This window comes from Nonomuraea sp. WAC 01424 (assembly GCF_003947315.1).
Taxonomy (GTDB): Bacteria; Actinomycetota; Actinomycetes; order Streptosporangiales; family Streptosporangiaceae; genus Nonomuraea; species Nonomuraea spiralis.
Map to the genome: position 1 here is coordinate 799,287 of NZ_QHHZ01000001.1, position 23,009 is coordinate 822,295.

General features: G+C 71.3%; 20 protein-coding genes. All 20 read right to left on the minus strand.

Annotated features, from left to right (window positions below; genetic code table 11):
* Positions 1–45 precede the first annotated feature (45 nt).
* The 20 genes from DMB42_RS03775 to DMB42_RS03870 all read right to left on the minus strand — a co-directional run bounded on the left by DMB42_RS03775 (position 46) and on the right by DMB42_RS03870 (position 22,981).
* The gene (locus DMB42_RS03775) at positions 46–1,755 is read right to left on the minus strand and encodes an ABC transporter family substrate-binding protein (RefSeq protein ID WP_125630543.1); all 1,710 of its coding nucleotides are present in this window, start codon (positions 1,753–1,755) and stop codon (positions 46–48) included.
* Positions 1,752–3,821, minus strand: coding sequence for an ABC transporter ATP-binding protein (locus DMB42_RS03780; protein ID WP_125630545.1), 2,070 nt, complete (start codon positions 3,819–3,821; stop codon positions 1,752–1,754). The genes DMB42_RS03775 and DMB42_RS03780 overlap by 4 nt, the downstream gene beginning before the upstream one ends.
* Positions 3,818–4,657: an ABC transporter permease gene (locus tag DMB42_RS03785; RefSeq protein ID WP_229824028.1), complete on the minus strand. Its 840-nt coding sequence runs from the start codon at positions 4,655–4,657 to the stop codon at positions 3,818–3,820. The genes DMB42_RS03780 and DMB42_RS03785 overlap by 4 nt, the downstream gene beginning before the upstream one ends.
* Positions 4,658–5,635: an ABC transporter permease gene (locus tag DMB42_RS03790; protein WP_125630547.1), complete on the minus strand. Its 978-nt coding sequence runs from the start codon at positions 5,633–5,635 to the stop codon at positions 4,658–4,660.
* A gap of 665 nt (positions 5,636–6,300) precedes the next feature.
* Positions 6,301–6,963, minus strand: a complete 663-nt coding sequence (gene rpe, locus DMB42_RS03795) for a ribulose-phosphate 3-epimerase (protein ID WP_125630549.1) — start codon at positions 6,961–6,963, stop codon at positions 6,301–6,303.
* 65 nt (positions 6,964–7,028) lie between these two features.
* A complete protein-coding gene (locus DMB42_RS03800) occupies positions 7,029–8,495 on the minus strand; it encodes an RsmB/NOP family class I SAM-dependent RNA methyltransferase (RefSeq protein ID WP_125630551.1) in 1,467 nt (488 codons plus the stop codon).
* Complete coding sequence (fmt, locus tag DMB42_RS03805) at positions 8,482–9,411, minus strand: methionyl-tRNA formyltransferase (RefSeq protein ID WP_125630553.1); 930 nt, start codon at positions 9,409–9,411, stop codon at positions 8,482–8,484. The genes DMB42_RS03800 and fmt overlap by 14 nt, the downstream gene beginning before the upstream one ends.
* A 2-nt stretch (positions 9,412–9,413) precedes the next feature.
* The gene (gene def / locus DMB42_RS03810) at positions 9,414–9,962 is read right to left on the minus strand and encodes a peptide deformylase (protein ID WP_125630555.1); all 549 of its coding nucleotides are present in this window, start codon (positions 9,960–9,962) and stop codon (positions 9,414–9,416) included.
* A 38-nt stretch (positions 9,963–10,000) separates the two neighbouring features.
* Positions 10,001–11,347 (minus strand): hypothetical protein, encoded by a 1,347-nt coding sequence (locus tag DMB42_RS03815; protein ID WP_125630557.1) that lies wholly within the window; start codon positions 11,345–11,347, stop codon positions 10,001–10,003.
* Between the two features lie 37 nt (positions 11,348–11,384).
* Positions 11,385–12,854 (minus strand): hypothetical protein, encoded by a 1,470-nt coding sequence (locus DMB42_RS03820; RefSeq protein ID WP_125630559.1) that lies wholly within the window; start codon positions 12,852–12,854, stop codon positions 11,385–11,387.
* A gap of 49 nt (positions 12,855–12,903) precedes the next feature.
* Complete coding sequence (locus DMB42_RS03825; RefSeq protein WP_125630560.1) at positions 12,904–15,432, minus strand: primosomal protein N'; 2,529 nt, start codon at positions 15,430–15,432, stop codon at positions 12,904–12,906.
* A 307-nt stretch (positions 15,433–15,739) separates the two neighbouring features.
* Entirely contained in the window at positions 15,740–16,927 is a 1,188-nt protein-coding gene (gene metK, locus DMB42_RS03830) for a methionine adenosyltransferase (RefSeq protein WP_125630562.1), read from the minus strand.
* A 128-nt stretch (positions 16,928–17,055) separates the two neighbouring features.
* On the minus strand, positions 17,056–17,274 hold the full coding sequence (locus tag DMB42_RS54755; RefSeq protein ID WP_260477459.1) for a hypothetical protein: 219 nt from the start codon (positions 17,272–17,274) through the stop codon (positions 17,056–17,058).
* Between the two features lie 229 nt (positions 17,275–17,503).
* Positions 17,504–18,697, minus strand: a complete 1,194-nt coding sequence (gene coaBC, locus DMB42_RS03840) for a bifunctional phosphopantothenoylcysteine decarboxylase/phosphopantothenate--cysteine ligase CoaBC (protein ID WP_125630566.1) — start codon at positions 18,695–18,697, stop codon at positions 17,504–17,506.
* 8 nt (positions 18,698–18,705) lie between these two features.
* Complete coding sequence (gene rpoZ / locus DMB42_RS03845) at positions 18,706–18,975, minus strand: DNA-directed RNA polymerase subunit omega (RefSeq protein WP_043638590.1); 270 nt, start codon at positions 18,973–18,975, stop codon at positions 18,706–18,708.
* A 5-nt stretch (positions 18,976–18,980) separates the two neighbouring features.
* Entirely contained in the window at positions 18,981–19,574 is a 594-nt protein-coding gene (gene gmk, locus DMB42_RS03850) for a guanylate kinase (protein ID WP_260477501.1), read from the minus strand.
* Between the two features lie 115 nt (positions 19,575–19,689).
* A complete protein-coding gene (gene mihF / locus DMB42_RS03855; protein WP_020541698.1) occupies positions 19,690–20,013 on the minus strand; it encodes an integration host factor, actinobacterial type in 324 nt (107 codons plus the stop codon).
* Between the two features lie 454 nt (positions 20,014–20,467).
* Positions 20,468–21,166 (minus strand): orotidine-5'-phosphate decarboxylase, encoded by a 699-nt coding sequence (pyrF, locus tag DMB42_RS03860; RefSeq protein WP_125630570.1) that lies wholly within the window; start codon positions 21,164–21,166, stop codon positions 20,468–20,470.
* Entirely contained in the window at positions 21,163–22,140 is a 978-nt protein-coding gene (locus DMB42_RS03865) for a dihydroorotate dehydrogenase (protein ID WP_125630572.1), read from the minus strand. The genes pyrF and DMB42_RS03865 overlap by 4 nt, the downstream gene beginning before the upstream one ends.
* Positions 22,130–22,981, minus strand: coding sequence for a dihydroorotate dehydrogenase electron transfer subunit (locus DMB42_RS03870; protein ID WP_229824031.1), 852 nt, complete (start codon positions 22,979–22,981; stop codon positions 22,130–22,132). Before DMB42_RS03870 ends, DMB42_RS03865 begins: the two co-directional genes overlap by 11 nt.
* Positions 22,982–23,009: the final 28 nt, after the last annotated feature.

The window sequence follows — 23,009 nt, forward strand, 5'->3', positions numbered from 1 at the left end:
CCCCCGGCCGGAGCCCGGCCGGGGGTTTTCGCGCAGCTACGAGGATCAGCCGGTGAAGCCGACCGCCGTGTAGTCGCGGGCCTGGTACCCGAAGGAACCGTAGTTGGCCAGCGTCTTCTTGGTCGCCTGGATGTCAGGACGCTGGTACAGCGGGATGGTGTGCACCTGGTCCCAGATCAGCTTGTCGGCGGCGTTGGCCAGCTCATACGCCTTGGTCGGGTCCATCTCGCTGACCGCGGCGTCGATCGCGGCGTCCAGCGCCGGGTCGCTGCCCTTCGGGAAGTTGGACTCGGAGCCCGACTTGTAGATCTGCGGCAGGCCGCCGAGGGGCAGCGGCGTGCCGATCCAGGAGAACGGCACCAGGTCGAAGTCGCCCTTGATGATGAAGTCGGTGAAGAACTTGTCATCGGGGACCGGGCGGATCGTCAGCTTGATCCCGGCCTCCTTGAGCATGGCCTGGGTCAGCTCACCCTCGGTCTTGGCGTACGGCAGGCCCGCCGGGACGACGAAGTTCAGCGAGAACTCCTTGCCGTCCTTCTTGCGGACGTCGCCCTCGAGCTTCCAGCCGGCCGCGTCGAGCAGTTCCTTGGCCTTGGGCAGGTTGTACTTGCCCAGGTCGCCGGAGTTGTCGACGTACGCCTTGTGGTTGTTCATGAAGACGTGGTTGCCCAGCGTCTGCAGCGGCCAGTCCATGTCCTTGAGGTCGGACTGCGTGATCACGTCACGGTTGATCGCGTACGCGACGGCCTGGCGGACCGACTTGTCCTTCAGGAACTGGCTCTGGTTGTTGACGGTGATGTGCCGCCAGTTCGGGCTGAGCGCCTTGCGGACGTCCACGTTCGGGACTTCCTTGGCCCGCTTGAGGTCGGCGGGGCTGCCCGGCGGGATCTCCACCGCGTCGAGCTCGCCGTTGGCGAAGGCGTTCACCTGCGCGGCGGGCGTCTCGATGGTGCGGTAGATGACCTTGTCGAGCTTGGCCTTGCGGCCCCACCACTTGTCGTCGCGCACCACGGTCAGGGTCTTGGTGCCCTCGTCGATGCTCTCGACCTTGAAGGGCCCGGAGGTGACCGGGATCTTCTGCAGGTAGTCCTTCTCGTACTTCTCCGGAGTCTCCATGTGGGAGGCCGGGTAGAGGTGCGGCGAGCGGGAGAACTGCCCCTGCCACTCGGGGTAGTTCTTGCCGTACGTCACGATGGCGACCTTGTCGGTGTCACCCTTGGTGACCGACTCCATGCGGTCCCAGCCGTCGGTGGAGGCCGGCTTGAACTTCTTGTCCTTGCCGCTGTTGGCCTTCCACGCCGCCTCAAGGTCCTTCCAGGTGATCGGCGTACCGTCCGACCACTGGGCCTTGTCGTTCAGCGTGTAGGTGATGACCTGCTTGCCCGACGACAGGTCCATCTTGACGTCGGTGAGGTAGTCGGGGTTGGCCTTGAAGTTGGCCTCGGAGTCGGCGAGCATCAGCTGCGGCATCAGCGAGTCGAGCATGTCCGCCGTGTCGCGCTGGTTGCCGTCGACGTGGTTGCCGTTCCACTGGCTCGGCCACTGGCCGACCGAGAGGGTGAGCGTGCCGCCGTCCTTGACCTGCTCGTACGCGACGGGGTTGATCGAGATGCCCGGGGTCTCCGACATCTGCTGCTGAGCCTGCTGCGACTGCTCGGCGCTCGGCTTCTTGGCCTCGCCGCCACCACCGCCACAAGCCGCCGCGGCCATGGCGAGGACGGCGATTCCCGCCGCCGCCCGGTAACGAACCTTCACTTTTCCTCCTGATCGTCCGAGGCCGTGATGACCTCGACTTCCTCCGCGTAGTGGCAGGCGGCGCCGTGGTCGACGGCGTTCGCGAGCCGGGCAACCGAGGGCTCTTCGTCCACGCAGCGCCGGCGTTCGGCCTCGGTGAGCAGGGCGAACTTGGGGCAGCGCGTACGGAACCGGCAACCCGATGGCGGGTCGGCCGGACTGGGCAGGTCGCCTTCGAGCAGGATCCGCTTGCGCGTGCGCTCCATCTCGGGGTCGGGCAGCGGGATCGCTGACAGCAGCGCCTGCGTGTAGGGGTGCGCGGGGCGGTCGTAGACCTCCTCGACCGTGCCGATCTCGGCGATCCTGCCGAGGTACATGACCGCGACGCGGTCGGCCAGGTGCCGGACCACGGCCAGGTCGTGCGCCACGAACAGGTACGACAGCCCCAGCGTGTTCTTCAGCTCGTCCAGCAGGTTGATGACGCCGGCCTGGATGGACACGTCCAGCGCCGAGACCGGCTCGTCGAGGACGAGCAGCTTCGGCTCCAGGGCCAGCGCGCGGGCGATGCCGATGCGCTGGCGCTGGCCGCCGGAGAAGCTCTGCGGGTAGCGCTCGGCGTACTCCGGCGCCAGGCCCACCAGTTCGAGCAGCTCGGCGACCCGCTCCTTGACGTTCGTACGCCCGTGGGCGCGCAGCGGCTCGGCGATGATGTCGCCGACCGGCATGCGCGGGTCGAGCGCCGCCATCGGGTCCTGGAAGACGATCTGCAGGTCGCCACGGAGTGCCTTGCGCCCGGCCGGGCCGAGCTTGGCGCTGTCCTGGCCGAGCACGACGATCCGGCCGCTCTGCGGCGGCGCCAGCTGCATGATCTGCTGCAGCGTCGTGGTCTTGCCGCAGCCCGACTCGCCGACCAGGGCCAGCGTCTCGCCCTCGGCGATGTCGAAGCTGATGCCGTCCACGGCGTGCACGGTGCCGACGCGGCGCTTGAACACCGCGCCCTTCATCAGCGGGTAGTGCCGGATGAGGTTGTCGAGCTCCAGCACGGTCGCGCGCTGCTCGCGCGGCACGCGAACCACCTCGCTGACCGGGATGACCGGCACCGGGAACACGTCGGCCCCGGTCAGGCCCTTGTACTCGATCTCGCGGGAGCGGATGCAGGCCACGTGCCTGCCGCCGCCGACGTCGGTGAGCGGCGGCTCCTCGTCGTCGCACGAGTCGATCTTCATCGGGCAGCGCGGCGCGAACGGGCAGCCCGGCGGCAGCGAGGCCGGCGAGGGCGGGTTGCCCTCGATCGGCACCAGCGGCCCCTCCTCGCCGTCGATCCTGGGGATCGAGGCGAGCAGCCCCATCGTGTACGGCATCCGCGGCCGGTAGTAGATGTCGTCGACGTGCCCCTGCTCGACCGGCTTGCCGGCGTACATGACCAGCACCCTGTCGGCCATGCCCGCGACGACGCCCAGGTCGTGCGTGATCATGACGATGCCGGCGCCCGTCTCACGCTGGGCGGTCTTGAGCACCTCCAGCACCTGGGCCTGGATGGTCACGTCGAGCGCGGTGGTCGGCTCGTCGCAGATCAGCAGGTCGGGGTCGTTGGCGATGGCCATGGCGATCATCGCGCGCTGCCGCATGCCGCCGGAGAACTCGTGCGGGAACGCTTTGGCCCGTACGCCCGGGTGCGGGATGCCGACCAGGTCGAGCAGCTCCACGGCGCGCTTGGCGGCCTTGTCCTTGCCCAGCTTCTGGTGGATGCGCAGGGCCTCGGAGATCTGGTCGCCGATCGTGTAGACGGGCGTGAAGGCCGACAGCGGGTCCTGGAAGATCATGCTGATCGACTTGCCGCGGACCTTGACCAGGTCCTCTTCCTTCATCCCGATCAGTTCCTGGCCGTGCAGCTTGACCGAGCCGCTGATCTGGGCGTTGCGCGGCAGCAGGCCCATGATCGCCAGGGACGTCACGGACTTGCCCGAACCGGACTCGCCCACGATGCCGAGGACCTCGCCGCGGGCGACCTCGTAGCTGACGCCGCGTACGGCCTCGATGCCGCCCGGGAACGTCACGGTGAGGTCTTGGACCTCCAGGATGCTCATGAGTTGCTCCCCGGGTCGAGTGCGTCGCGCAGGCCGTCTCCGATCAGGTTGATGCTGAGGACCAGCAGCACCAGGAGCCCGGCGGGGAAGGCGAACAGCCAGGGGTAGCCGGTGGCGTTGCGGGAGCCTTCGGCGATCAGCGTGCCGAGAGAGACGTCGGGCGGCTGGATGCCGAAGCCGAAGAAGGACAGCGCGGCCTCGCCGATCACCGCGCCGCTGACGTTGAGCGTCGCGTCGATGATCAGCAAGGAGGACAGGTTCGGCACGATGTGCCGGAAAATGATCTTCCAGCGGGGGATGCCCATGTAGACGGCCGCCTGCACGTACTCGCGCTCACGGAGCGAGAGCGTCATGCTGCGCACCACCCTGGAGGTGATCATCCAGGCGAACGCCGCCAGCAGGACCACGAACCAGAGCCAGGAGGCGCCGCGCAGGCGCGGCGAGGCGATCGCGATGATCAGGAAGCTGGGCAGGACGAGGAGCAGGTCCACGCCCCACATGAGGACGCGGTCCACCCAGCCGCCGAAGTACCCCGCGAACGCGCCCACCACGGCCGCCAGGCCGGTGGAGATCAGCGCCACGAGGAGGCCGATGATGATCGACTTCTGCATGCCGCGCAGGGTGACGGCGTACATGTCCTGGCCGATCGTGGTGGTGCCCCACCAGTGGTCGGACGACGGGGCCGACAGGAAGGCGAGGAAGTCCTTGTCCGTCCAGTCGTAGGCGCCGAAGAAGGGGCCGATGTAGGCGAGGGCCACCAGCAGCAGGAGGGCGATGATGCCGTAGCGGGCCTGCCTGTTGCGCAGCATCCGCCCGAGAACAACCTTGGAACGCACTTAGCTCACCCGCACTCGAGGGTCGAGGGCCGCCACCAGCAGGTCCGACAGGAAGCCGGCGAACAGGACGCAGACGGAGGCGAACATGCTGACCGCGGCGACCGAGTTCACGTCGTTCTGGTTGATCGAGTCGACCAGCCAGGCGCCCATGCCGTTCCAGGCGAAGATCTTCTCGGTGAAGGTGGCGCCGGTGAGCATGGTCCCGAAGGCGAAGGCGAAGTACGTGGCCGAGGGGATCAGCGCGGTGCGCAGCGCGTGCTTGAACAGGGCGGTCCTGCGCCGCAGGCCCTTGGCCATCGCGGTGCGGACGAAGTCCTGGCCCAGTACGTCGAGCATCATGTTGCGCTGGATGCGGCTGTAGAAGGCGATCGAGCCCAGGCTGAGCGAGATGGTCGGCAGGATCAGGTGGTTCAGCCGGTTGGCGAACTGGTCCCAGCCCGACAGTTTGGGGTTGTACTCGCCGGTGAACTCGATCAGCGTGAAGCCGAGCCCGCGGTTGAGGTTGTAGGCGCCGATCGCGAGCAGGGTGGCCAGCACGAACACCGGAACCGCCATGATCACGAACGAGCCGACCCCGATCACCCGGTCGCTTATCCGGTACTGCTTGACCGCCGAGTAGGCGCCCAGCGCCACCCCCAGGACGAAGCCCAGGATCGTGCCGACCAGCAGCAGCCGGAGGCTGACGAAGATCCGGCGGCCCATCTCGTCGTTGACCGAACCGCCGTTCCAGGTCTTGCCGAAGTCCCCGGTGACGACACCCTTGGCCCAGGTCGCGTAGCGCTCCAGGACGGGCGTCTTGTCGTTGAGGTTGTAGGCGTCGAGCGTGGCGTCGATGACTTCCTCGGCGACAGGAGGTTGGCGGCCCTCGTACGCACCGCGAGGGTTCATGGTCGTCGCGGCGAGCATGTAGGCCAGGCTGGCCGCGATCGCGACCAGGATCAGATTGATCGCCAACCTGCGCAGCAGGTACTTGCCCATTACCCTCCGTTCGCACTGAACGAGGGCCCGGAAACCCCGGTAGGAGAAGACCCCCGCAATGGTAAAAGACCGTCTTACGCCGCGAAAAGTCATGACGCGGAACGGCGATCAAAAAGCAGGATATCTAGCGAAACATCACAGTCAGCAATAGTTCGACATAACGGTAAGGTCACTAAACGCCGGAGGGCCTCAGGTGGGGGTGGGCTTCGATATGGGTGCTGACCTGCGGAAACGCGCTCATTCAAGATCGGTAACGCGGGCTACCGGATCAGCTTGTGTCACAGAATCCTGACAAAAAATAACCCAATCCCTAAGTGACCCACGTCATACTGACCAATAGGTACGGGATTGATATTTCGCGATGTTGCGGGTTTTGATCTCAGGCGGGCGACCGACGTGGATCGGTCCGAGGGCACGCTGCCGCCCGCCCCCGTCGGCGTCCCCGTGCGACCACCCCTCGCTCACGCTCCGCTCACGGACACACGGCGAGACCGCACCCCGCGGAGATCCAGACGCCCCCGCCCCCACGTACGGATGAGCACGCGGTCAGAACGACACAGACCCGGCCAGAGCGATACGAAACCGGCCACAGCGGCGCAGAACCGGTCAGAGCGGCGCGGACGGGTGCCCGGCGAGAGCGCCGGGCACCGGGGAACCGGGCAGCGTCAGTGGGTGGCGGTCGCGGCGGCGGCCCGGAGGGCGTCGATGGCCGCCTTCGGGTCGGCGGCCCCGTAGACGGCGCTGCCGGCCACGAACACGTCGGCGCCCGCCTCCGCGCACCGCTCGATCGTCTCGGCCGTCACTCCCCCGTCGACCTGGAGCCAGACCGAGCCGCCGTGCCGCTCGATCATCGCCCGCGCCGCTCGCACCTTCGGCAACACCATGTCGAGGAACTTCTGCCCCCCGAAGCCCGGCTCCACCGTCATCAGCAGCAGCATGTCGATCTCACCGAACAGCCCCTCGAACGGCTCCACGGCCGTGGCCGGGTTGAGCGCCAGCCCCGCCCTGGCCCCGAGCGAGCGGATCTCCCGCAGGGTACGGACCGGCGCCTTGGACGCCTCCGCATGGATGGTCACGCTGCCCGCCCCGGCCTCGGCGTACTGGGGGGCCCAGCGGTCGGGGTCGGCGATCATGAGGTGGCAGTCGAGGGGGATCTGCGTGGCTTTGCGCAGGGACTCGACCACGGGCAGCCCGAGGGTGAGATTGGGCACGAAGTGGTAGTCCATGACATCCACGTGCAGCCAGTCGGCGTTGGGGACGGCTGCGGCCTCGTCGGCCAGCCGCGCGAAGTCGGCGGCGAGGATGCTGGGCGAGATCTGTACGGCCATGATGCGCCAGTCTATTGAATCGCCCGTTCCCCCCTCGACGCCCCCTCCCGCCCGATGGACGGCGGTCAGGGGCGTTTGCGCAGCAACGACAGGAACATGGCGTCCGTGCCGTGGCGGTGGGGCCAGAACTGCGCGTGCGGGCCGTCGCCGAGCCCGTCGACCTCCGGCAGGTAGTCGCGCGCGTCGAGCTCCTCCACGTCGTCCCTGCGGCCGACGACGTCGCCGACCACGACGCGCGTCTCGGCCAGGTGCGGCGAGCACGTCACGTACGCCACCACCCCGCCCGGGCGCACTGCGTCGAGGGCCGTGCCGAGCAGCCGCCGCTGGAGCGCGCCCAGCTCGGCGATGCCGGCCGGGTCGCGCCGCCACCGGGCCTCCGGACGCCGCCGCAGCGCGCCCAGCCCCGTGCAGGGGGCGTCGAGCATCACCCGGTCGAACACCCCGGGCCGCCAGGCGGGTTCGGTGCCGTCGGCGGTGACCACCGAGGCATTCCTGGTGGTCTGCCAGACCAGCCGGGCCCGGTGGTACTGCACGTCGGCGGCCAGCACCCGCGCCCCACCCGGGAACGCCACCCCGCCGCCCGCCTCCGGGCCGTCGTCCTTACGGCGCTCGCCGTCGAGGCCCTCCAGGTCGCCGTAGGAGGCGACGGCGTCGAGCAGGCCGGCCTTGCCGCCGGGGCCCGCGCACATGTCGAGCCAGAGCTCGTCCTCGCCCTCCAGCGGCACCCGGGTCAGCGCGAGCGCCACGAGCTGGCTGGCTTCGTCCTGGACGGCCGCGCGGGTCTCGGCCACGGCCTCGATCTGCCCGGGGTCGCCCTCACGCAGGTAGGCCGCGTACGGCGAGTAGCGGCCCGGCGTGGCGCCGAACTCGGCCAGCTCCGCCACCGAGCTGCGCCCCGGCCGGGCGACCAGGGTCACCAGCGGGCGGGCGTTGTCGGCGTCGAGCAGGTCGGCCAGCTCGCCGCCGCCGCCCAGCGCGTCGCGGAAGGCCGAGACGATCCAGCGGGGATGGCCGTAGGCGACGGCCAGATGGCCGCCGGGGTCGCGCTCGGCGTCGGGCGCGACGATCGGGATCCAGTCCTCCAGCTCGCGCGAGCCGATCTTGCGCAGGACCGCGTTGACGAACTTGGCCGCGCCCTGCCCGACACGCAGGCGTACGAGATCGACGGTGGTGCCGACGGCGGCGTGCGGCGGGACGCGCATGCGCAGGAGCTGGTGGGCCCCCAGCCGCAGGGCGTCACGGACGTCCGGATCGGGGGTGCGGTCGCTGCACATCTCGATGATCGCGTCGTAGGTGCCGAGGCCGCGCAGCGTGCCGTAGGCCAGCTCGGTGGCCAGGGCCGCGTCGCGCCCCCGGATGCCGCGCTCGCGCAGCATCCGCGGCAGCAGCAGGTTGGCGTAGGCGTCGCGCTCGTCGACGGCCCGCAGCAGGTCGAAGGCGGCGTTACGGGCGTGGTCGCGGGCCGGACGGCGGGGACCCCCCGCGCCGCGCGGCTTGGTGCCCGTGGGCCCGCCCCGGTCACGCGAAGGCATCGTCACCCTCGATCCGCACGCCGCGCGCCCACTCGCCCGCGCTCATCAGCCGCTTGCCCTGGGGCTGGACCTCGACCAGCTCGACGGGCGCGGTGGCGGTGCCGACGAGCACGTGGTTCTTGGTGGCCAGGATCCGGCCGGGCGCGAGCCGCTCGGCCTGGACGGCGACCTTGGCCGGCCCGAGCTTCACCCGCTGGCCCCTGAACTCGCTCCACGCCCCCGGGTTGGGGGTGCAGGCCCGGATGAGGCGGTCGACGTGCATGGCGGGCTTGGTCCAGTCGATACGCGCGTCGGCGACGCTGATCTTGGGAGCGGTCGTCACGCCGTCGAGCGGCTGGGGACGGGCCTCAAGGGTGCCGTCCTCGACGCCGTCGAGCGTGGCGGCCAGCAGCCCCGCGCCCGAGACGGACAGCCGTTCGAGGAGGGCGCCGCTGGTGTCGTGGGTCAGGACCTCCTCGGTCACGACCCCGTAGACCGGGCCCGCGTCGAGCTCCTTGACGATCCGGAACGTCGTCGCGCCGGTGATCTCGTCGCCGTGCAGCACCGAGTGCTGGACGGGGGCCGCGCCGCGCCAGGCGGGCAGGACCGAGAAGTGCAGGTTGATCCAGCCGTGGCGGGGCACGTCGAGCGCCGACTGCGGCAGCAGCGCGCCGTAGGCCACCACCGGGCAGCAGTCGGGCTCCAGCGCGCGCAGCGTGTCGAGGAAGGCGGGATCGCCGACCTTGGCCGGGCGCAGCACCTCGATGCCGGCATCCTCGGCGAGCTCGGCCACCGGCGAGGGGTGGACCTTGCGCCCCCGCCCCGCCTGGGCGTCGGGACGGGTGATGACGGCCACGACCTCGTGCCGCGGTGAGTCGATCAGCATGCGCAACGACGGCAGCGCCGTCTCGGGTGTGCCCGCGAAGACCAGCCGCATCGTCAGAGCGCCCTTCCGCCGGTGGCGTGGGGCGACATCCTGATCACGGGGGCGGACAGGCCGCTCCACTCGGCCTCGCGGATCGCCTTCATGGCCAGCTTGCGCTGCTTGGGGTCCATCCGGTCGATGAACAGGATGCCGTCGAGGTGGTCGGTCTCGTGCTGGAAGCAGCGGGCCATCAGGTCGGTGCCCTCCAGCGTGACCGGCTCGCCGTGCATGTCGAAGCCCTTGGCCACGGCCCGCACGGCGCGCGGCGTCGGGTAGGACAGGCCGGGGAAGGACAGGCAGCCCTCCTCGCCCTCCTCGTCGAGGTCGGCGGACAGGTCGAGGTCGGGGTTGATGAGGTGGCCGAGCCGGTCGTCGACGTAGTAGGTGAACACCCGCAGGCCGACGCCGATCTGCGGTGCGGCGAGACCCGCGCCCGGGGCGTCCATCATCGTGTCGGTGAGGTCCTTGACCAGCTTGCGAAGCTCCTTGTCGAAGTCGACGACCGGGGCCGCCGGGGTGCGCAGCACCGGATCTCCGAACAGCCGGATCGACTGGATCGCCAAGGGGCTCACTCCTGTTCTCGAACGTGGATCAGCCCAGTTTACCGGCGGTGGGCCGGCGGGCGGTCGTGCCGCAGGGTGCGCGCCTTCATCGCGGCCTTGCGCGCCGCCTTGGCCACCGCCTGGTCGTCGTGGGCGCCGGCGAGCATGTCGAGCACGGCCAGCGTGTCGGGGTGGCCGACCGCGGGCATCTCGCCGACGAGCTTGATCAGGTCTTCGCCGGGCTCGGGCATGTCGAGGCGGCCCGCGGCGGGCCCGGACAGGTGCATGAGCGCGGCGAGGTTGTCGACCGCGATCCAGGTGTGGTCCTCGGGGCTGAGCGGCGGGGCCTCCAGGTCGCGGATGTGCAGCCAGGAGGCGGCGTAGCGGCGCGTCAGCGGGTGGTCGAGCGCCCGCCGCACGGGCTCCTCGGCCTCCGGGCCCAGCTCCTCCAGGATGGCGCCGACCGCGCCGCGCTGCCCGGCGGTGCCGGAGGCGGCGATCTCGATCAGGTCGCGCGCGGCCGCCTCGGGCGGCCGGCGCTCCAGCCAGCCCGCCACGGCGCTCTGCGTGGCCGTGCCGCGCACCAGCGCCTCGACCAGCTCGGCCGCCGACAGGTCGGCGAAGACCTGCACCTCGGCGGCGGTGGGCGCGTCGTGGCCCTCGCGCAGCAGGTCGCGCCGCACGGCCCAGACCCCGAGCGGGGTGAGCGCCGTGCGCCCGGCCTCGGTCTGCTCGACCAGCCCGCAGTACGTCAGCAGCGACACCGCCTCCAGCAACTCGGCCGGCAGCGCGGCGGCCAGCCGGCGCATCTCGACCGGGCCCGGCGCGCAGGCCACCTCGTGGGACTGCAGGATGCCCCTGGCCAGGTTTCCCACGGCCACGCCGGAACGCACCGAGTAGATCGTGGCCAGCATCTCGGCCAGGTGGCCGTCGACCACGGCCGAGCCGGTCAGGCCGTCGTCGGCGCGGTCGAGGACGTCCATCACCACGCCGTCCCAGAACTCCAGCGTGGCCTCGACGGTGAGCTGCATCGACAGCGGCCCGCGCGAGGCCCGGCCGCCGAGGATGCGCAGCAGCCCGGTGTTGACCGCGACGATCCAGATCAGCCGCAGCCGGGACTCCTGGAGCCCCAGCTCTTCGGTGGCGGCCCTGGCGTCGGACTCACCGAGCATGCCGTCGGCGCCGACCTCGCGGCTGCCCGTCCAGGCGGTCAGGCGGATCGCGTCGGCGACGAGCGGCGCCGCGGGCACCGCCCGGGCCAGCTCGGCGTCGCTCGCCAGCAGGACGGGCGGGAAGGTCAGCGCCTCGTGCTCCACGGAGGTCTCCTCAGGTGGCCGTGGAGGCACGGCGGCCTGCTCATCGATCAGCTTGCGCAGCTCGGCGAGGTCGAAGACGTTGTTTGCCACCCAGGAAACTTACTGCACAGCAGTCACAAGGGCGTACTCAACGGATGGCCCGGGAGCGCGCCTTGAACGCCGCCTTGCGCGCCGCCTTGGCCGCCGTGTCGTCGGCCAGGGACCGTCCGAGCAGCTCCAGGACCTCGACCACGTCGGGGTGGTCGACCCGCCACATCTCCTCGATGAGATGGGCCGGCGGACCGGAGGCCGCCATGTTCTCGGCGAAGATCTCCGGATCCTCGCGCGCGGCCGGCATCGCCAGCGCGAGCATGTCGACGCTCACCCACAGCAGCTCGTCCTGGGTGAGCGGCGGCGCACCCAGACCACGTGCGGCAAGCCAGTGTATGGCGTGCGGGCGCAGCTCCTGGTCGTCGAGGTGGTCGAGGAGCTGCTGCTCGGCCTCCGCGCCGAGCCGGTCGACGACGGTGATCGCGATGCCGCGGGCCACCGCGGGCGCGCCGGAGGCCGCGCTCAGCAGCTCGGCCGCGGCCTCGCCCGGGGTGCGGCCGGACAACCAGCGGGCGATGTCCTGCTCGGCCAGCTCGGCGGGCAGCCCTTCGAGCAGCCCTTCGATGAGGCCGCGCGCGTCGGCCTCGCCCAGGTCGGGGGCCAGCGGGGCGTCGAGGCCGAGCGAGAGGTAGTGCTCGCGCAGCCCCCAGACCGCCAGGGGCGTCAGCTCGGCGGCCTCGCCCGTCAGGCGGACCATGCCCCACGCGGCCAGCCGGTCGAGCGCCCCCGCCACGTCGACGCCGCCCTCGCCCGAGACCTCCTCCAGGTAGTCGGCGACGACCTGGAGCGGCACCGGCGCCTGGAGGCGGTAGAGCATGTCGAACAGGTCGTAGAGGCCCTCGTCGATCTCGGCGTGGCCGGTGATCTCGCCGCCGGTGTCGTCCTCCAGGAGGCGGGCCACGGTCTCGGCCCAGGCGCTCAGCGGCTCGCCGTCGCCCGGCGGCGGGCCGCCGCCCAGCACGGGAACGCTCCGCAGCGCCTCGACCAGCTCCTCCTCCGAGGCCAGCCGTACGCCGGGCAGCGGGGTGCAGCCCGGACAGTCGCACGGCGCCTCGCCCAGGTCGGGCAGCTCCCCGGACGGGATCGGCACCGCCTGTTCGAGGGATTCGGGCCCGATCGAGCTGAACAGGCTCTTGGCCATGCCGAAGTTGGCCGTGTCGGCCAGGGCCTCGGGCATGCGGGGCGCGATGTCGTCGAGCCGGGCACGCATACCGGCCGCGGTGGCCGGGCTCGTGTGACCGGCGTCGCTGAGGTAGTCGACCAGCATGCGGGCCGCCGCCACGGTCTCGGACGCGCTCTCCGGCGGAGCGATCACCTTGCGCGGGTAGATGGACAGCAGCAGCTCGTCGAAGGTCTCCGGCGTGAAGTCGCGCAGTTGATTGACATCGAGATAGTCGCTGGCGTAGTCGCAGAGCAGGCGGACCTCGTCCGCGTCCACTTCGACTTCCCGCGCGCGCCCCCATGCGCGCAGGTCGTCGATGGCCTGGTTCACCCATTCGATCGACACAGAGGCACGCTAACGGCTGTCAAAGAGATGAGCGAATCGGGGAAACGGTCTAAATCAGGTCGAGTGGGTCGACACTCACCCTCACGACATCTGGTGTCTTACGCGCCGCACGCACCCCACTGGCCCCCTTGAGCGCGGCCGACAACGCCGCCCCGCCCCCGCGCCGTACGCGGATCATGGCCCGTTCCAGGCCCGACTCGTCCACGGGGACGGGGCCGAGCACCTGGGCGTCCGGCGGGAGGCGTACCTCGTCGAGCATCTGGCGTACGGCGCCGGGCGAGCCCGTCAGCGTCGCCATCCGTACGGCCGGCGGGAAGCCCAGCTCGGCGCGGTCGCCCAGTTCGCGCTCGGCGTGCGTGATCGGGTCCCACCGCAGCAGCGCCTGCACGGCGGGCAGCCCGGCGTCCCCGAGCACCACCAGCTCGGCGGACGGCCGCAGCAGCGCGGCGGCGTTCATCCACCTTCGCACCGTCTCCTCCCCCGCTCGCAGGTCGGCCCGGCCCAGCAGCGCCCACCCGTCGAGCAGCACGGCCGCCGCGTAACCGCCCTCGGCCACGGGTTCGGCGCCCGGCGTGGCGACCACCAGGGCGCGGGCGGCGGGCACGCGGGCCAGCACCCCGTCGCGGCCCGACGTGCGCACCTGCACCGAGGGGAAGGCCCGGCCCAGCTCCTCGGCGGTGCGCCTGGCGCCGGTCACGACGGCCCGCAACCTGGGGCTGCCGCACGACGGGCAGCGCCAGCCGGCGTCCACCCGGCCGCACCAGCGGCAGTAGGGGGCGGCGTGGCCGGCTCTGAGCGCGAGCGGGCCGTGACACAACGGCTCCCCCACCGCGTACGCGCCGGTCCCGGCCCCTTCCGGCGAACCGGCCGTCACGTCGTGACCGTACGACTGAACCCCGGCCCCTGCCCCTGCCATCACGCCCCCGGACGCCGGGCTCCCGGACATCGCGGTCCCGAGCATTGGCGTACCGGGCATCGGGGTGGCCGCCGCCACCGGCAGTCTGAGCGGGACCCCGCCGGCCGCCGTCATCCCGTTCAGCGCCTCGGCCCCGTCGCGGGTCTCAGGCATGCCGTGTGGGCCTGCACCGCCGTGTGCGCCCGGCCGGCTCTGGGGGGCCGCTCCCGGCACGGCGGGGGCCAGGGTCGCGGCGAGGTGGGGCGCGATCCGGGTGGGCGGCAGGACGCAGCGCGCCGGGGCGCGGCAGTGTCCGCAGGCCAGCGCGGGCAGGTAGCCGCGCCTGGGCACCTGCACCAGCACCGGCCCGCTCTCCAGCCCCTGCCGCAGCGCCCGCCAGGCCAGGCTGGGCAACCTCGCCTGCCGGGCCGCCTGGTCCTTGGCCAGCTCGGCGTCCTCGCCCGCGGGACGCACCCGCGGCGCCAGACCCCTGATCACGGTACGCGCGGCCACGATCGGCCGGGCCCAGCGCGTCGCGATGAGCTGGGTGGCCTCGGCGGTACGCGCGTAGCCGCCGATCAGCATGGCCGCATCCGTCCTGAGGGCACGCAGGCCGAGCACCTCGCGGGCGTGGGGGTAGGGGGCCAGGCGTTCGGCGTGCAGGTCGTCGCCGTCGTCCCAGATGGCCACCAGGCCGAGGTCGGCGACGGGGGCGAACATGGCGGCCCGCGTACCCACGACGGCGCGCACCTGGCCCCTGAGGACCTTCAGCCACCGCCTGTACCGCTCGGCGGGCCCGAGGTCGGCCGTCAGCGCGACGTGCCTGCCGGGGCCGAGCAGCCGCTCGAACTCGGCGTCGGCCAGCGCGACGTCCTTGCCGTCGGGCACCACGACGACCGCGCCCTTGCCGCCGTCCAGCGTGGCGAGGACGGCCTCGGCCATCGCCCCCGCCCAGCCCGTGGCGCCCGGCAGCGCCGACCAGACGGCCCGGGGCGTACGGCCGTGGCGCAGCGCGTCCAGGAAGGAGGCCCCGGTGGGATAGGCGTCCCACGCGCTCCTACGCCCCGCGCTGGCCGCCGCCTCCCGGCTCTCCCCGGGGGATCCGGCATCCTCGCCCGCGCCCGGCGCGACGACGGCGCTCTCCTCGTCGGTGGCGGGAGCCGGGCCCGACCGCTCGGACGGCGATGGCTCGGACGACGACGGCTCGGACGACGACGGCTCAGACGGCGGCAGCTCGGACGGCGGCAGCTCGGCCTCGGCCTTGGCATGGCGCGGTGGGACGGCCAGGCGGAGAACGTCGGTGAGTGTGCCCGCGTAACGGTCGGCCACCGCACGGGCCAGACCGGCGATCTCCGGCGTGAGCACCTGCTCGGGTGAGACCACCCGTTCCAGCGGGGTCAGCTTGCCCTCGTGGTCGCTCTCGTCCACCCGTTCCAGCAGGAACCCGTCGATCAGCTTGCCCGCGAACCGCACCCGTACCCGCACCCCCGGCCGGGCCGCCTCGTGCATGGCGGCGGGCACCAGGTAGTCGAAGGGACGGTCGAGGTGCGGCAGCGGGCTGTCCACGACCACCCTCGCCACCGCCCGCTCGGCCGCCGGGACCACCGCCCCCTTGGTGTCCTTCGACGACGCCGGGGGCCGCACGGCGTCGAGCGGCAGAAGGGCGTCGTCGGAGTGGGTCACGCCCTAACGTCTACCAGACCCCGACCCCCGCCATCCCCACGACCACCCCACCCCCACCGAGCCCCCCGCAGACGAACGCAGCGAAAATCCGGCACGAGAAAGCCGTCGTGAGACGAAACAAGCACAGGAACGATCCCAAGACGAAACGAGCCGAGGCAAAGACCGCCCAAGCAAACCCGTCGCCCGGCCGTACCCACCCCAGGAGCCAGCCCGTCGTCAGGCCGTACCCACGGCAACGACAAGTGCCGCATCCGCGCCCCTCAAGGGCCGGATGCGGCACTTCACGTCAACACTCGCCCCGGAGGGGTCAGAGACCGGCAGCCGTCCGAAGGGCCTCGGCGCGGTCCGTGGACTCCCAGGAGAAGCCCTCACGGCCGAAGTGCCCGTAAGCGGCGGTCTCGGAGTAGATCGGGCGCAGCAGGTCGAGGTCGCGGATGATCGCGGCCGGACGCAGGTCGAACACGCGCAGCACGGCCGCCTGGATCTGCTCGACCGGCAGCTTCTCGGTGCCGAAGCACTCCACGAACAGACCCACCGGCTGAGCCTTGCCGATCGCGTACGCGACCTGCACCTCGCACCGGTCGGCCAGCCCGGCCGCGACGACGTTCTTGGCCACCCAGCGCATGGCGTAGGCCGCCGAACGGTCGACCTTGGACGGGTCCTTGCCCGAGAAGGCCCCGCCGCCGTGGCGGGCCATGCCGCCGTAGGTGTCGATGATGATCTTGCGGCCGGTCAGGCCGGCGTCGCCCATCGGGCCGCCGATCTCGAAGCGGCCGGTCGGGTTGACCAGCAGGCGGTAGCCCTCGGTGTCGATCTCCAGCCCCGCGAGCACCGGGTCGACCACGTGCTCCTTGATGTCGGGGGCGAGCATCTCCTTGAGGTCGATCTCGGCCGCGTGCTGGGTGGAGACGACCACGGTGTCGAGGCGGACGGGCTTGTCGCCGTCGTACTCGATGGTGACCTGGGTCTTGCCGTCGGGGCGCAGGTAGGGCACGGTGCCGGTCTTGCGGACCTCGGACAGGCGCTGGGCGAGCCGGTGCGCGAGCGTGATCGGCAGCGGCATCAGCTCGGGGGTCTCGCGGCAGGCGTAGCCGAACATCAGGCCCTGGTCGCCCGCGCCCTGGCGGTCGAGCTCGTCGGCGTCGCCGCTCACGCGGTGCTCGTAGGCGTCGTCGACGCCCTGGGCGATGTCGGGCGACTGCGCGCCGATGGACACCGACACGCCGCAGGAGGCGCCGTCGAAGCCCTTGTGGGAGGCGTCGTAGCCGATCTCCAGGATCTTCTCCCGGATGACGCCGGGGATGTCGACGTAGGTCTCGGTCGTGACCTCGCCTGCGACATGGACCTGGCCGGTAGTGATCAGCGTCTCGACGGCGACCCGGCTCTTGGGGTCGTCCTTGAGCATGGCGTCGAGAATCGCGTCACTGATCTGGTCGGCGATCTTGTCCGGGTGGCCCTCGGTGACCGACTCGGAGGTGAACAGGCGACGTGACAACTCAGTGGCTCCTCATGCAGCGGCTGCTGACGGATGTTGGGCCCGGGACGGAAGAACACGCCAGGGCCTCGCCGAAGTCTAGCCCTACCGGGTGCCCGGTCGCGAAACCGTCCCGTGTCCGTGTCCGGTCACAGGTCGGGAAGGGGATCGGGCGGCAGGGTCTCCGGCGCGAAGACCTCGGCGTCGGCGGCGGACACCACCGCCGCGTACTCCTCGTCGAACTCGAACGCGGTGTGTCCGAGTTCGATGATCAGTCCGGGCAGGATCGGGCCGAGCCTGGTGTGCCGCGGGTACGTGGCGTACACCGCGACGGGCCGGTCGCTCCTGAGGGTTCTGGTGGTGAGCACGGATACGGATAAATCAGTGACGACGATGAGGAAGTGTCCCGTTCCCGTCGGCCCCACGGACAACGCGGGGAAGACGTAACGGATTCCTCCTTGGTCTTCCAGTAGTCTCCTGCAACGATCCCTGACAGCGGAACCCACCGGCATTCGTCCCCCTTTGCCTCAAGTATCCGTAGGCGTCCGGGGGTGTCGCAACTGGTGATCGGGTAATCGTTCGTGCGGATCGGCCGGGCTAGGACAGGCGGGGCGCGACGAGATCCCAGACGGCGTCGGCGACGTCGTCCTTGGGGCCGCGCGGCACCTCTACGGGCTCGCCGCCCGCGACGAGGACGGTGGCCGCGTTGTCGGGCGTGCCGAAGGCCAGCCCCTCCCCCACCTGGTTGACGACCAGCAGGTCGCAGCCCTTCCTGGCGAGCTTGGCCTGCCCGTTGGCGAGTACGTCGTCGGTCTCGGCCGCGAACCCGACGATCACGCGCGGGCCGGCGCCGGCCTCGCGGCGCAACTGCCCCAGCTCGGCGAGGATGTCCGGGTTCTTCGTCAGATGGATGGGATCGGGCTCGCCGTCGGTCTTCTTGATCTTCGTCTCGTGCCGGGACGCCGGGCGGAAGTCGGCCACCGCGGCGGCCATGACGACCGCGTCGGCCTTCTCCGAGGCGGCCAGCACCGCCTCGCGCAGTTCGGCCGTGGACCCCACCCGTACCACGGCGGCCCCCGCGGGGTCGGGCAGCGAGACGTTGGCGGCCACGAGGGTCACCTCGGCGCCGCGCGCGACCGCGGTGCGGGCCAGGGCGTAACCCTGCAGCCCGGACGAGCGGTTGCCGATGAAGCGCACCGGGTCGATCGCCTCGCGGGTGCCTCCGGCGGAGATCACGATCTTGTGCCCGGCCAGGTCGCGCGGCCGGCCGCGCAGCACGCGCAGGCAGACCCGGAAGATCTCGGCCGGGTCGGGCAGGCGCCCGGGGCCGGTGTCGGCGCCGGTGAGGCGCCCCACGGCCGGGTCGATCACGACGGCGCCGCGCTCGCGCAGCGTCGCGACGTTGGCGCGGGTGGCCGGGTGCTGCCACATCTCGGTGTGCATCGCCGGTGCGAACACGACCGGGCAGCGCGCGGTCAGCAGCGTGTTGGTCAGCAGGTCGTCGGCGAGCCCGTGGGCCGCCTTGGCCAGGGTGTTGGCGGTCGCCGGCGCCACCACGACGAGATCGGCCCGCTGGCCGATACGTACGTGGGGCACCTCGTGAACGTCGTCCCAGACGTCGGCGGTCACGGGGTTGCCCGACAGGGCGGCCCATGTGGGCTCGCCCACGAACCGGAGCACCTCGCGGGTCGGCACGACCCGCACCTCGTGACCGGACTCGGTGAACAGCCGCAGCAGCTCACACGCCTTGTACGCGGCGATGCCGCCGCTGACGCCGAGGACGACCTTCATCGAAGGGGTCAGACCGCGCCTTCGATGGGCTCGGCGTTGAGCAGGCCCTCGGAGACCTCGCGCAGCGCGATGGACAGCGGCTTCTCCTGAGCATGCGTCTCGACCAGCGGCCCGACGTATTCCAGCAGGCCTTCGCCGAGCTGGGAGTAGTAGGCGTTGATCTGGCGGGCGCGCTTGGCACCCATGATCACCAGGGAGTACTTGCTGTCGACGATGTCGAGCAGCGCGTCGATCGGCGGGTTGGTGATGCCCTCCGCGGCCGGGGTGGTGCCTGCCACGATTGTCAGACCTCTCGGTTGATGGTGGTGGTGACCCCCTGAGGGTCAGTCATCAAGGCTATCAGCCGGTGGCACACTTCTTGGACACTCGTGTTCACCAGTGTGAGGTCGAACTCCGATTCGGCGGCCATCTCGACCCGTCCGGCCCGCAGCCGGCGCTCGATGACGTCCTCGGGCTCGGTGCCGCGGCCACGCAGCCGCTTCTCCAGCTCCTCCCACGTCGGGGGGGCCAGGAAGACCAGCAGTGCGTCCGGCATGGTGGTGCGCACCTGCCTGGCGCCTTCCAGGTCTATCTCCAGGACGGTCGGCACACCCTTGGCGAGCTTGTCCAGCACCGGCTCGCGCGGGGTGCCGTAGCGGTTGCCCGCGAACTCCGCCCACTCCAGCAGCTCGCCGGCCTCGACCAGGCGGTCGAACTCCTCGCCGTCGACGAAGAAGTAGTGGACCCCGTTGACCTCGCCGGGACGGGGCCTCCTGGTGGTCACCGAGACCGACAGCCACACCTCGGGGTGTGCCCGCCGGAGCTCGGCGACGACCGTGGACTTGCCGACGCCCGACGGCCCTGACAGGACCGTCAGACGCCTCTTGCTCAAGGGCAGGAAGCCGACCTTCGCTCCCGATCCGACTGCCTCGTGGGCCCTTGCTTCGCCGGACCAAGACCTGTCGGTCACTTCCTACCCCCCGTTGAACCTGCGCTTTCTTGTGGAACAGAGATTAGCTCTCGTTGCCACCGAACTCGCGCTCGAGGGAAGCCCTCTGGTTCGCACCGAGACCCCGCACGCGGCGGGACTCGGCGATGGCAAGCCGCTCCATGAGCTGCTTGGCGCGGACCTTGCCCACGCCGGGGAGCGATTCCAACAGGGCCGACACCTTCATCTTGCCGATGACGTCGTCGGTCTGCCCATCCTTGAGCACCTCAGCCAGAGAAACCGCGCCATGCTTGAGCCGGTTCTTGACCTCGGCACGCTCTTTACGGGCCTTGGCAGCCTTCTCCAGGGCTGCGGCGCGCTGCTCAGGGGTCAGGGGAGGAAGAGCCACGCCGGGTCACCTCGAATTTCTGTCGATGTACTCGGACGGGAAGGGAAACTAGCTGGTCATCGCCCCCTAAGCAACGTCAAAGGCAGTTTCTCTCGTCACAAAATCCACTTCATCACTGTCCGTGATCGTAAAATTACACACTGCCGATCAAATCGCCCCCACTTCCCGCTTCGCGGCCCCTCCCGCGAGGGGGTCGCGGAACGCGGTGGTGATCATGTTCACATCGGCGGATCATGTCCGAAATCACGGCTGGACCAGGACCGAAACCCGGAACGGGAAGGGTGCGCGAGCGCCCGTGCGATGCATTACGATCTTGTGAAGCGAGGGCTCGCGGACGGCCCGGCGGCGTCTGCCGCCGTGCCCGCTCCGGGGTGGCCGCATCCGCGCACCGGGGAAGCCATGGGCGCGCGCGGACGGCGGGCACCCATGGGGTGGGTTCGCCCTTCGGGGCGGGTCAGGAGGCGGTCGTACGGCGCAGCGAGGCGGCGATGGCCGCGGCGGCCGCTCCCGGGTCCGCCGAGCCGGTGATCGGACGGCCGATCACCAGCAGGTCGGCCCCGTCGGCCAGCGCCTGCTCGGGCGTCGCCACCCGCGCCTGGTCCTGTACGTCGGCCCCCTGAGGCCGCACACCGGGCGTGATGAGGGTGATGTCCGGCCCCACCTCGGCCCGTACGGCCGCGACCTCGTGGGGCGAGCACACCAGCGCCGTTGCGCCGGCCTCGACCGACAGGGACGACAGTCGCCGCACGGCCTCGTCGGCGGGCCCGGCCAGGCCCATGCGGTCGAGGTCGGACTCGTTCAGCGAGGTGAGGATCGTCACAGCGGCGATCTTGGTGTGCGGGGCGGACTCGACCGCGGCCCGGATCATGGCGGCGCCCCCGGTCGCGTGCACGGTCAGGATCGCCGGGCGCAGCCGGGAGACGGCCTTGGCGGCACCGGCGACGGTGTTGGGGATGTCGTGCAGCTTGAGGTCGAGGAAGATCTGGACGCCGCTGGCGCCGCGCACGGAGGCGATCACGTCCGGGCCGTAGCGCAGGTACAGTTCGAGGCCCACTTTGATGGTGCTGACGTGCGGCGTCACCAGGCTCGCCCACTGGGCGGCGGTCTCCAGGTCGGGGGCGTCGAGGGCGACGGCGATGGGTGCGGGCGTCAAGGGGAGCTCTCCTCCGAGTCGACTAGAAGGTGCCGGGGAGCGCTCCCCGACGGGCGGTGGGCCAGGCCGACGGCGTCGGCCAGGCGCTGGAAGCCGCGGGCCCGCAGCAGGTCCTCAAGCTCACGCTCGATGCGCAGGCACGCGTAGGGGTCGTGGAACAGCGCGGTGCCCACCCCGACCAGGCAGGCGCCCGCCAGGATGAGCTGGAAGGCGTCCCTGCCGGTCATCACGCCGCCCATGCCGATCAGCGGCACCCCGGGCAGGGCCGCGTGCACCTGCCACACGCACCGTACGGCCAGCGGCAGGACGGCGGGCCCCGACAACCCTCCGGTGACCGCGGCCAGCGACGGGCGCAGCGCCTCGGTGTCGATGGCCATGCCGAGCGGGTTGTTGATCATGGACAGGGCGTCCGCCCCGGCGTCCACGCAGGCGCGCGCGACGGAGACGATGTCGGCCACGTCGGGCGCGAGCTTGGCCACCACGGGCACGTCGTAGCGCATGATGGACCGCACCGAGGCGATCACCTCGGCCGCGGCGCTGCCCTCGCGGGCGAAGACACGCCCTCTGTCCTCCATGTTGGGGCAAGAAAGGTTGACCTCCAGGGCGGTCACCCCGGGCGCGTCGGCGAGCCTGCGGGCCAGCTCCGAGTACTCGGCGACGGTGCCGCCGCCGATCGAGACGATGGTCTTGATGCCGCGCTGGGCCAGCCAGGGCAGCTCGCGCTCCAGGAACGCCTCGATGCCCGGCCCCTGGAGCCCGACGGCGTTGAGCATGCCGGAGGGCGTCTCGGCCATGCGCGGGGTCGGACGGCCCGCGCGCGGGGCCATGGTGATGGACCGGGTGGTCAGCGCGCCGAGCCGGTGGAGGTCGAAGAACTGGGCGAGCTCCCGGCCCGAACCCGCGCAGCCGGCGGCCGTGGTGATCGGGTTCGCCAGCTCCACGTGCGCCAGAAAAGTACGCATATCAACTGACATGTCGTGCACCGCCTCCGGGGGCGCCGAGTGCGTCGAACGGGATCGTTCCCACGTCCTCGAACCGCACCCGCTCTCCCCGGAACACCGGTCCCTCCGCGCACGCGCGGACCATCCTGGTCGCGCCGTCGTCGCCGATGACCGGGATGACGCACGTCATGCAGACCCCGATGCCGCAGGCCATCGACTCCTCGACGGCCACCTGCACCGGGATGTCGAACTCCATCGCCACCGCCGTCACCGCCCGCAGCGCCGACATGGGCGCGCAGGCGTAGACGGCGTCGGCCCGGGTGTCGGCGATCACCGAGGGCAGCGCGTCGGTGACCTTGCCGCGTACGCCGAGCGAGCCGTCCTCGGTGGTCAGGGTCGTCGTCTCGGCGATGCGGCGGGCCCGCATGGCGCCGAACACGCGGTCGGCCCCGGCGCCGCCGAGCACGAAGTCGACCCGGCAGCCGCGCGCCAGCAGCGCGTCGGCCAGCGGGAACAGCACGGCCGAGCCGTACTCGGCGCCGACCAGCACGCAGTTGACCGGGTCGCGCGGCAGCGGGAAGGGCCGGCCGAGCGGCCCGACCAGGTCGAGCGTGTCGCGGGCGCGCCGTTCGGCCAGCCAGGACGTGCCCGGCCCGGAGGCGGTGAAGACGAGCTCGACCGTGCCGCCGTAGTCGGACTTGACGTCATGGATGGACAGCGCGCGCCGCGTCACCATCGACGTGTGCGCCCCGCCGACCGCCACGGAGACGAAGTGGCCGGGGCGGTAACGCTCGGCGATGCCGGGCGCCACCACCGTCAGCGCATGGTAGGCGTCGACCCGGCGCGTCGTCAGCACCGTGCCCGTCACCTGCACAGGTGTGCCGGCCAGTCGTCTTCACCTC

Coding starts and splice junctions, on each gene's coding strand:
- DMB42_RS03800 (WP_125630551.1), bottom strand. CDS start 8,495: ATGCCTTCGCGTGACCGGGGCGGGCCCACGGGCACCAAGCCGCGCGGC.
- rpe (WP_125630549.1), bottom strand. CDS start 6,963: ATGGCCGTACAGATCTCGCCCAGCATCCTCGCCGCCGACTTCGCGCGG.
- DMB42_RS03790 (WP_125630547.1), bottom strand. CDS start 5,635: ATGGGCAAGTACCTGCTGCGCAGGTTGGCGATCAATCTGATCCTGGTC.
- coaBC (WP_125630566.1), bottom strand. CDS start 18,697: ATGAAGGTCGTCCTCGGCGTCAGCGGCGGCATCGCCGCGTACAAGGCG.
- DMB42_RS03780 (WP_125630545.1), bottom strand. CDS start 3,821: ATGAGCATCCTGGAGGTCCAAGACCTCACCGTGACGTTCCCGGGCGGC.
- DMB42_RS03865 (WP_125630572.1), bottom strand. CDS start 22,140: ATGTCAGTTGATATGCGTACTTTTCTGGCGCACGTGGAGCTGGCGAAC.
- fmt (WP_125630553.1), bottom strand. CDS start 9,411: ATGCGGCTGGTCTTCGCGGGCACACCCGAGACGGCGCTGCCGTCGTTG.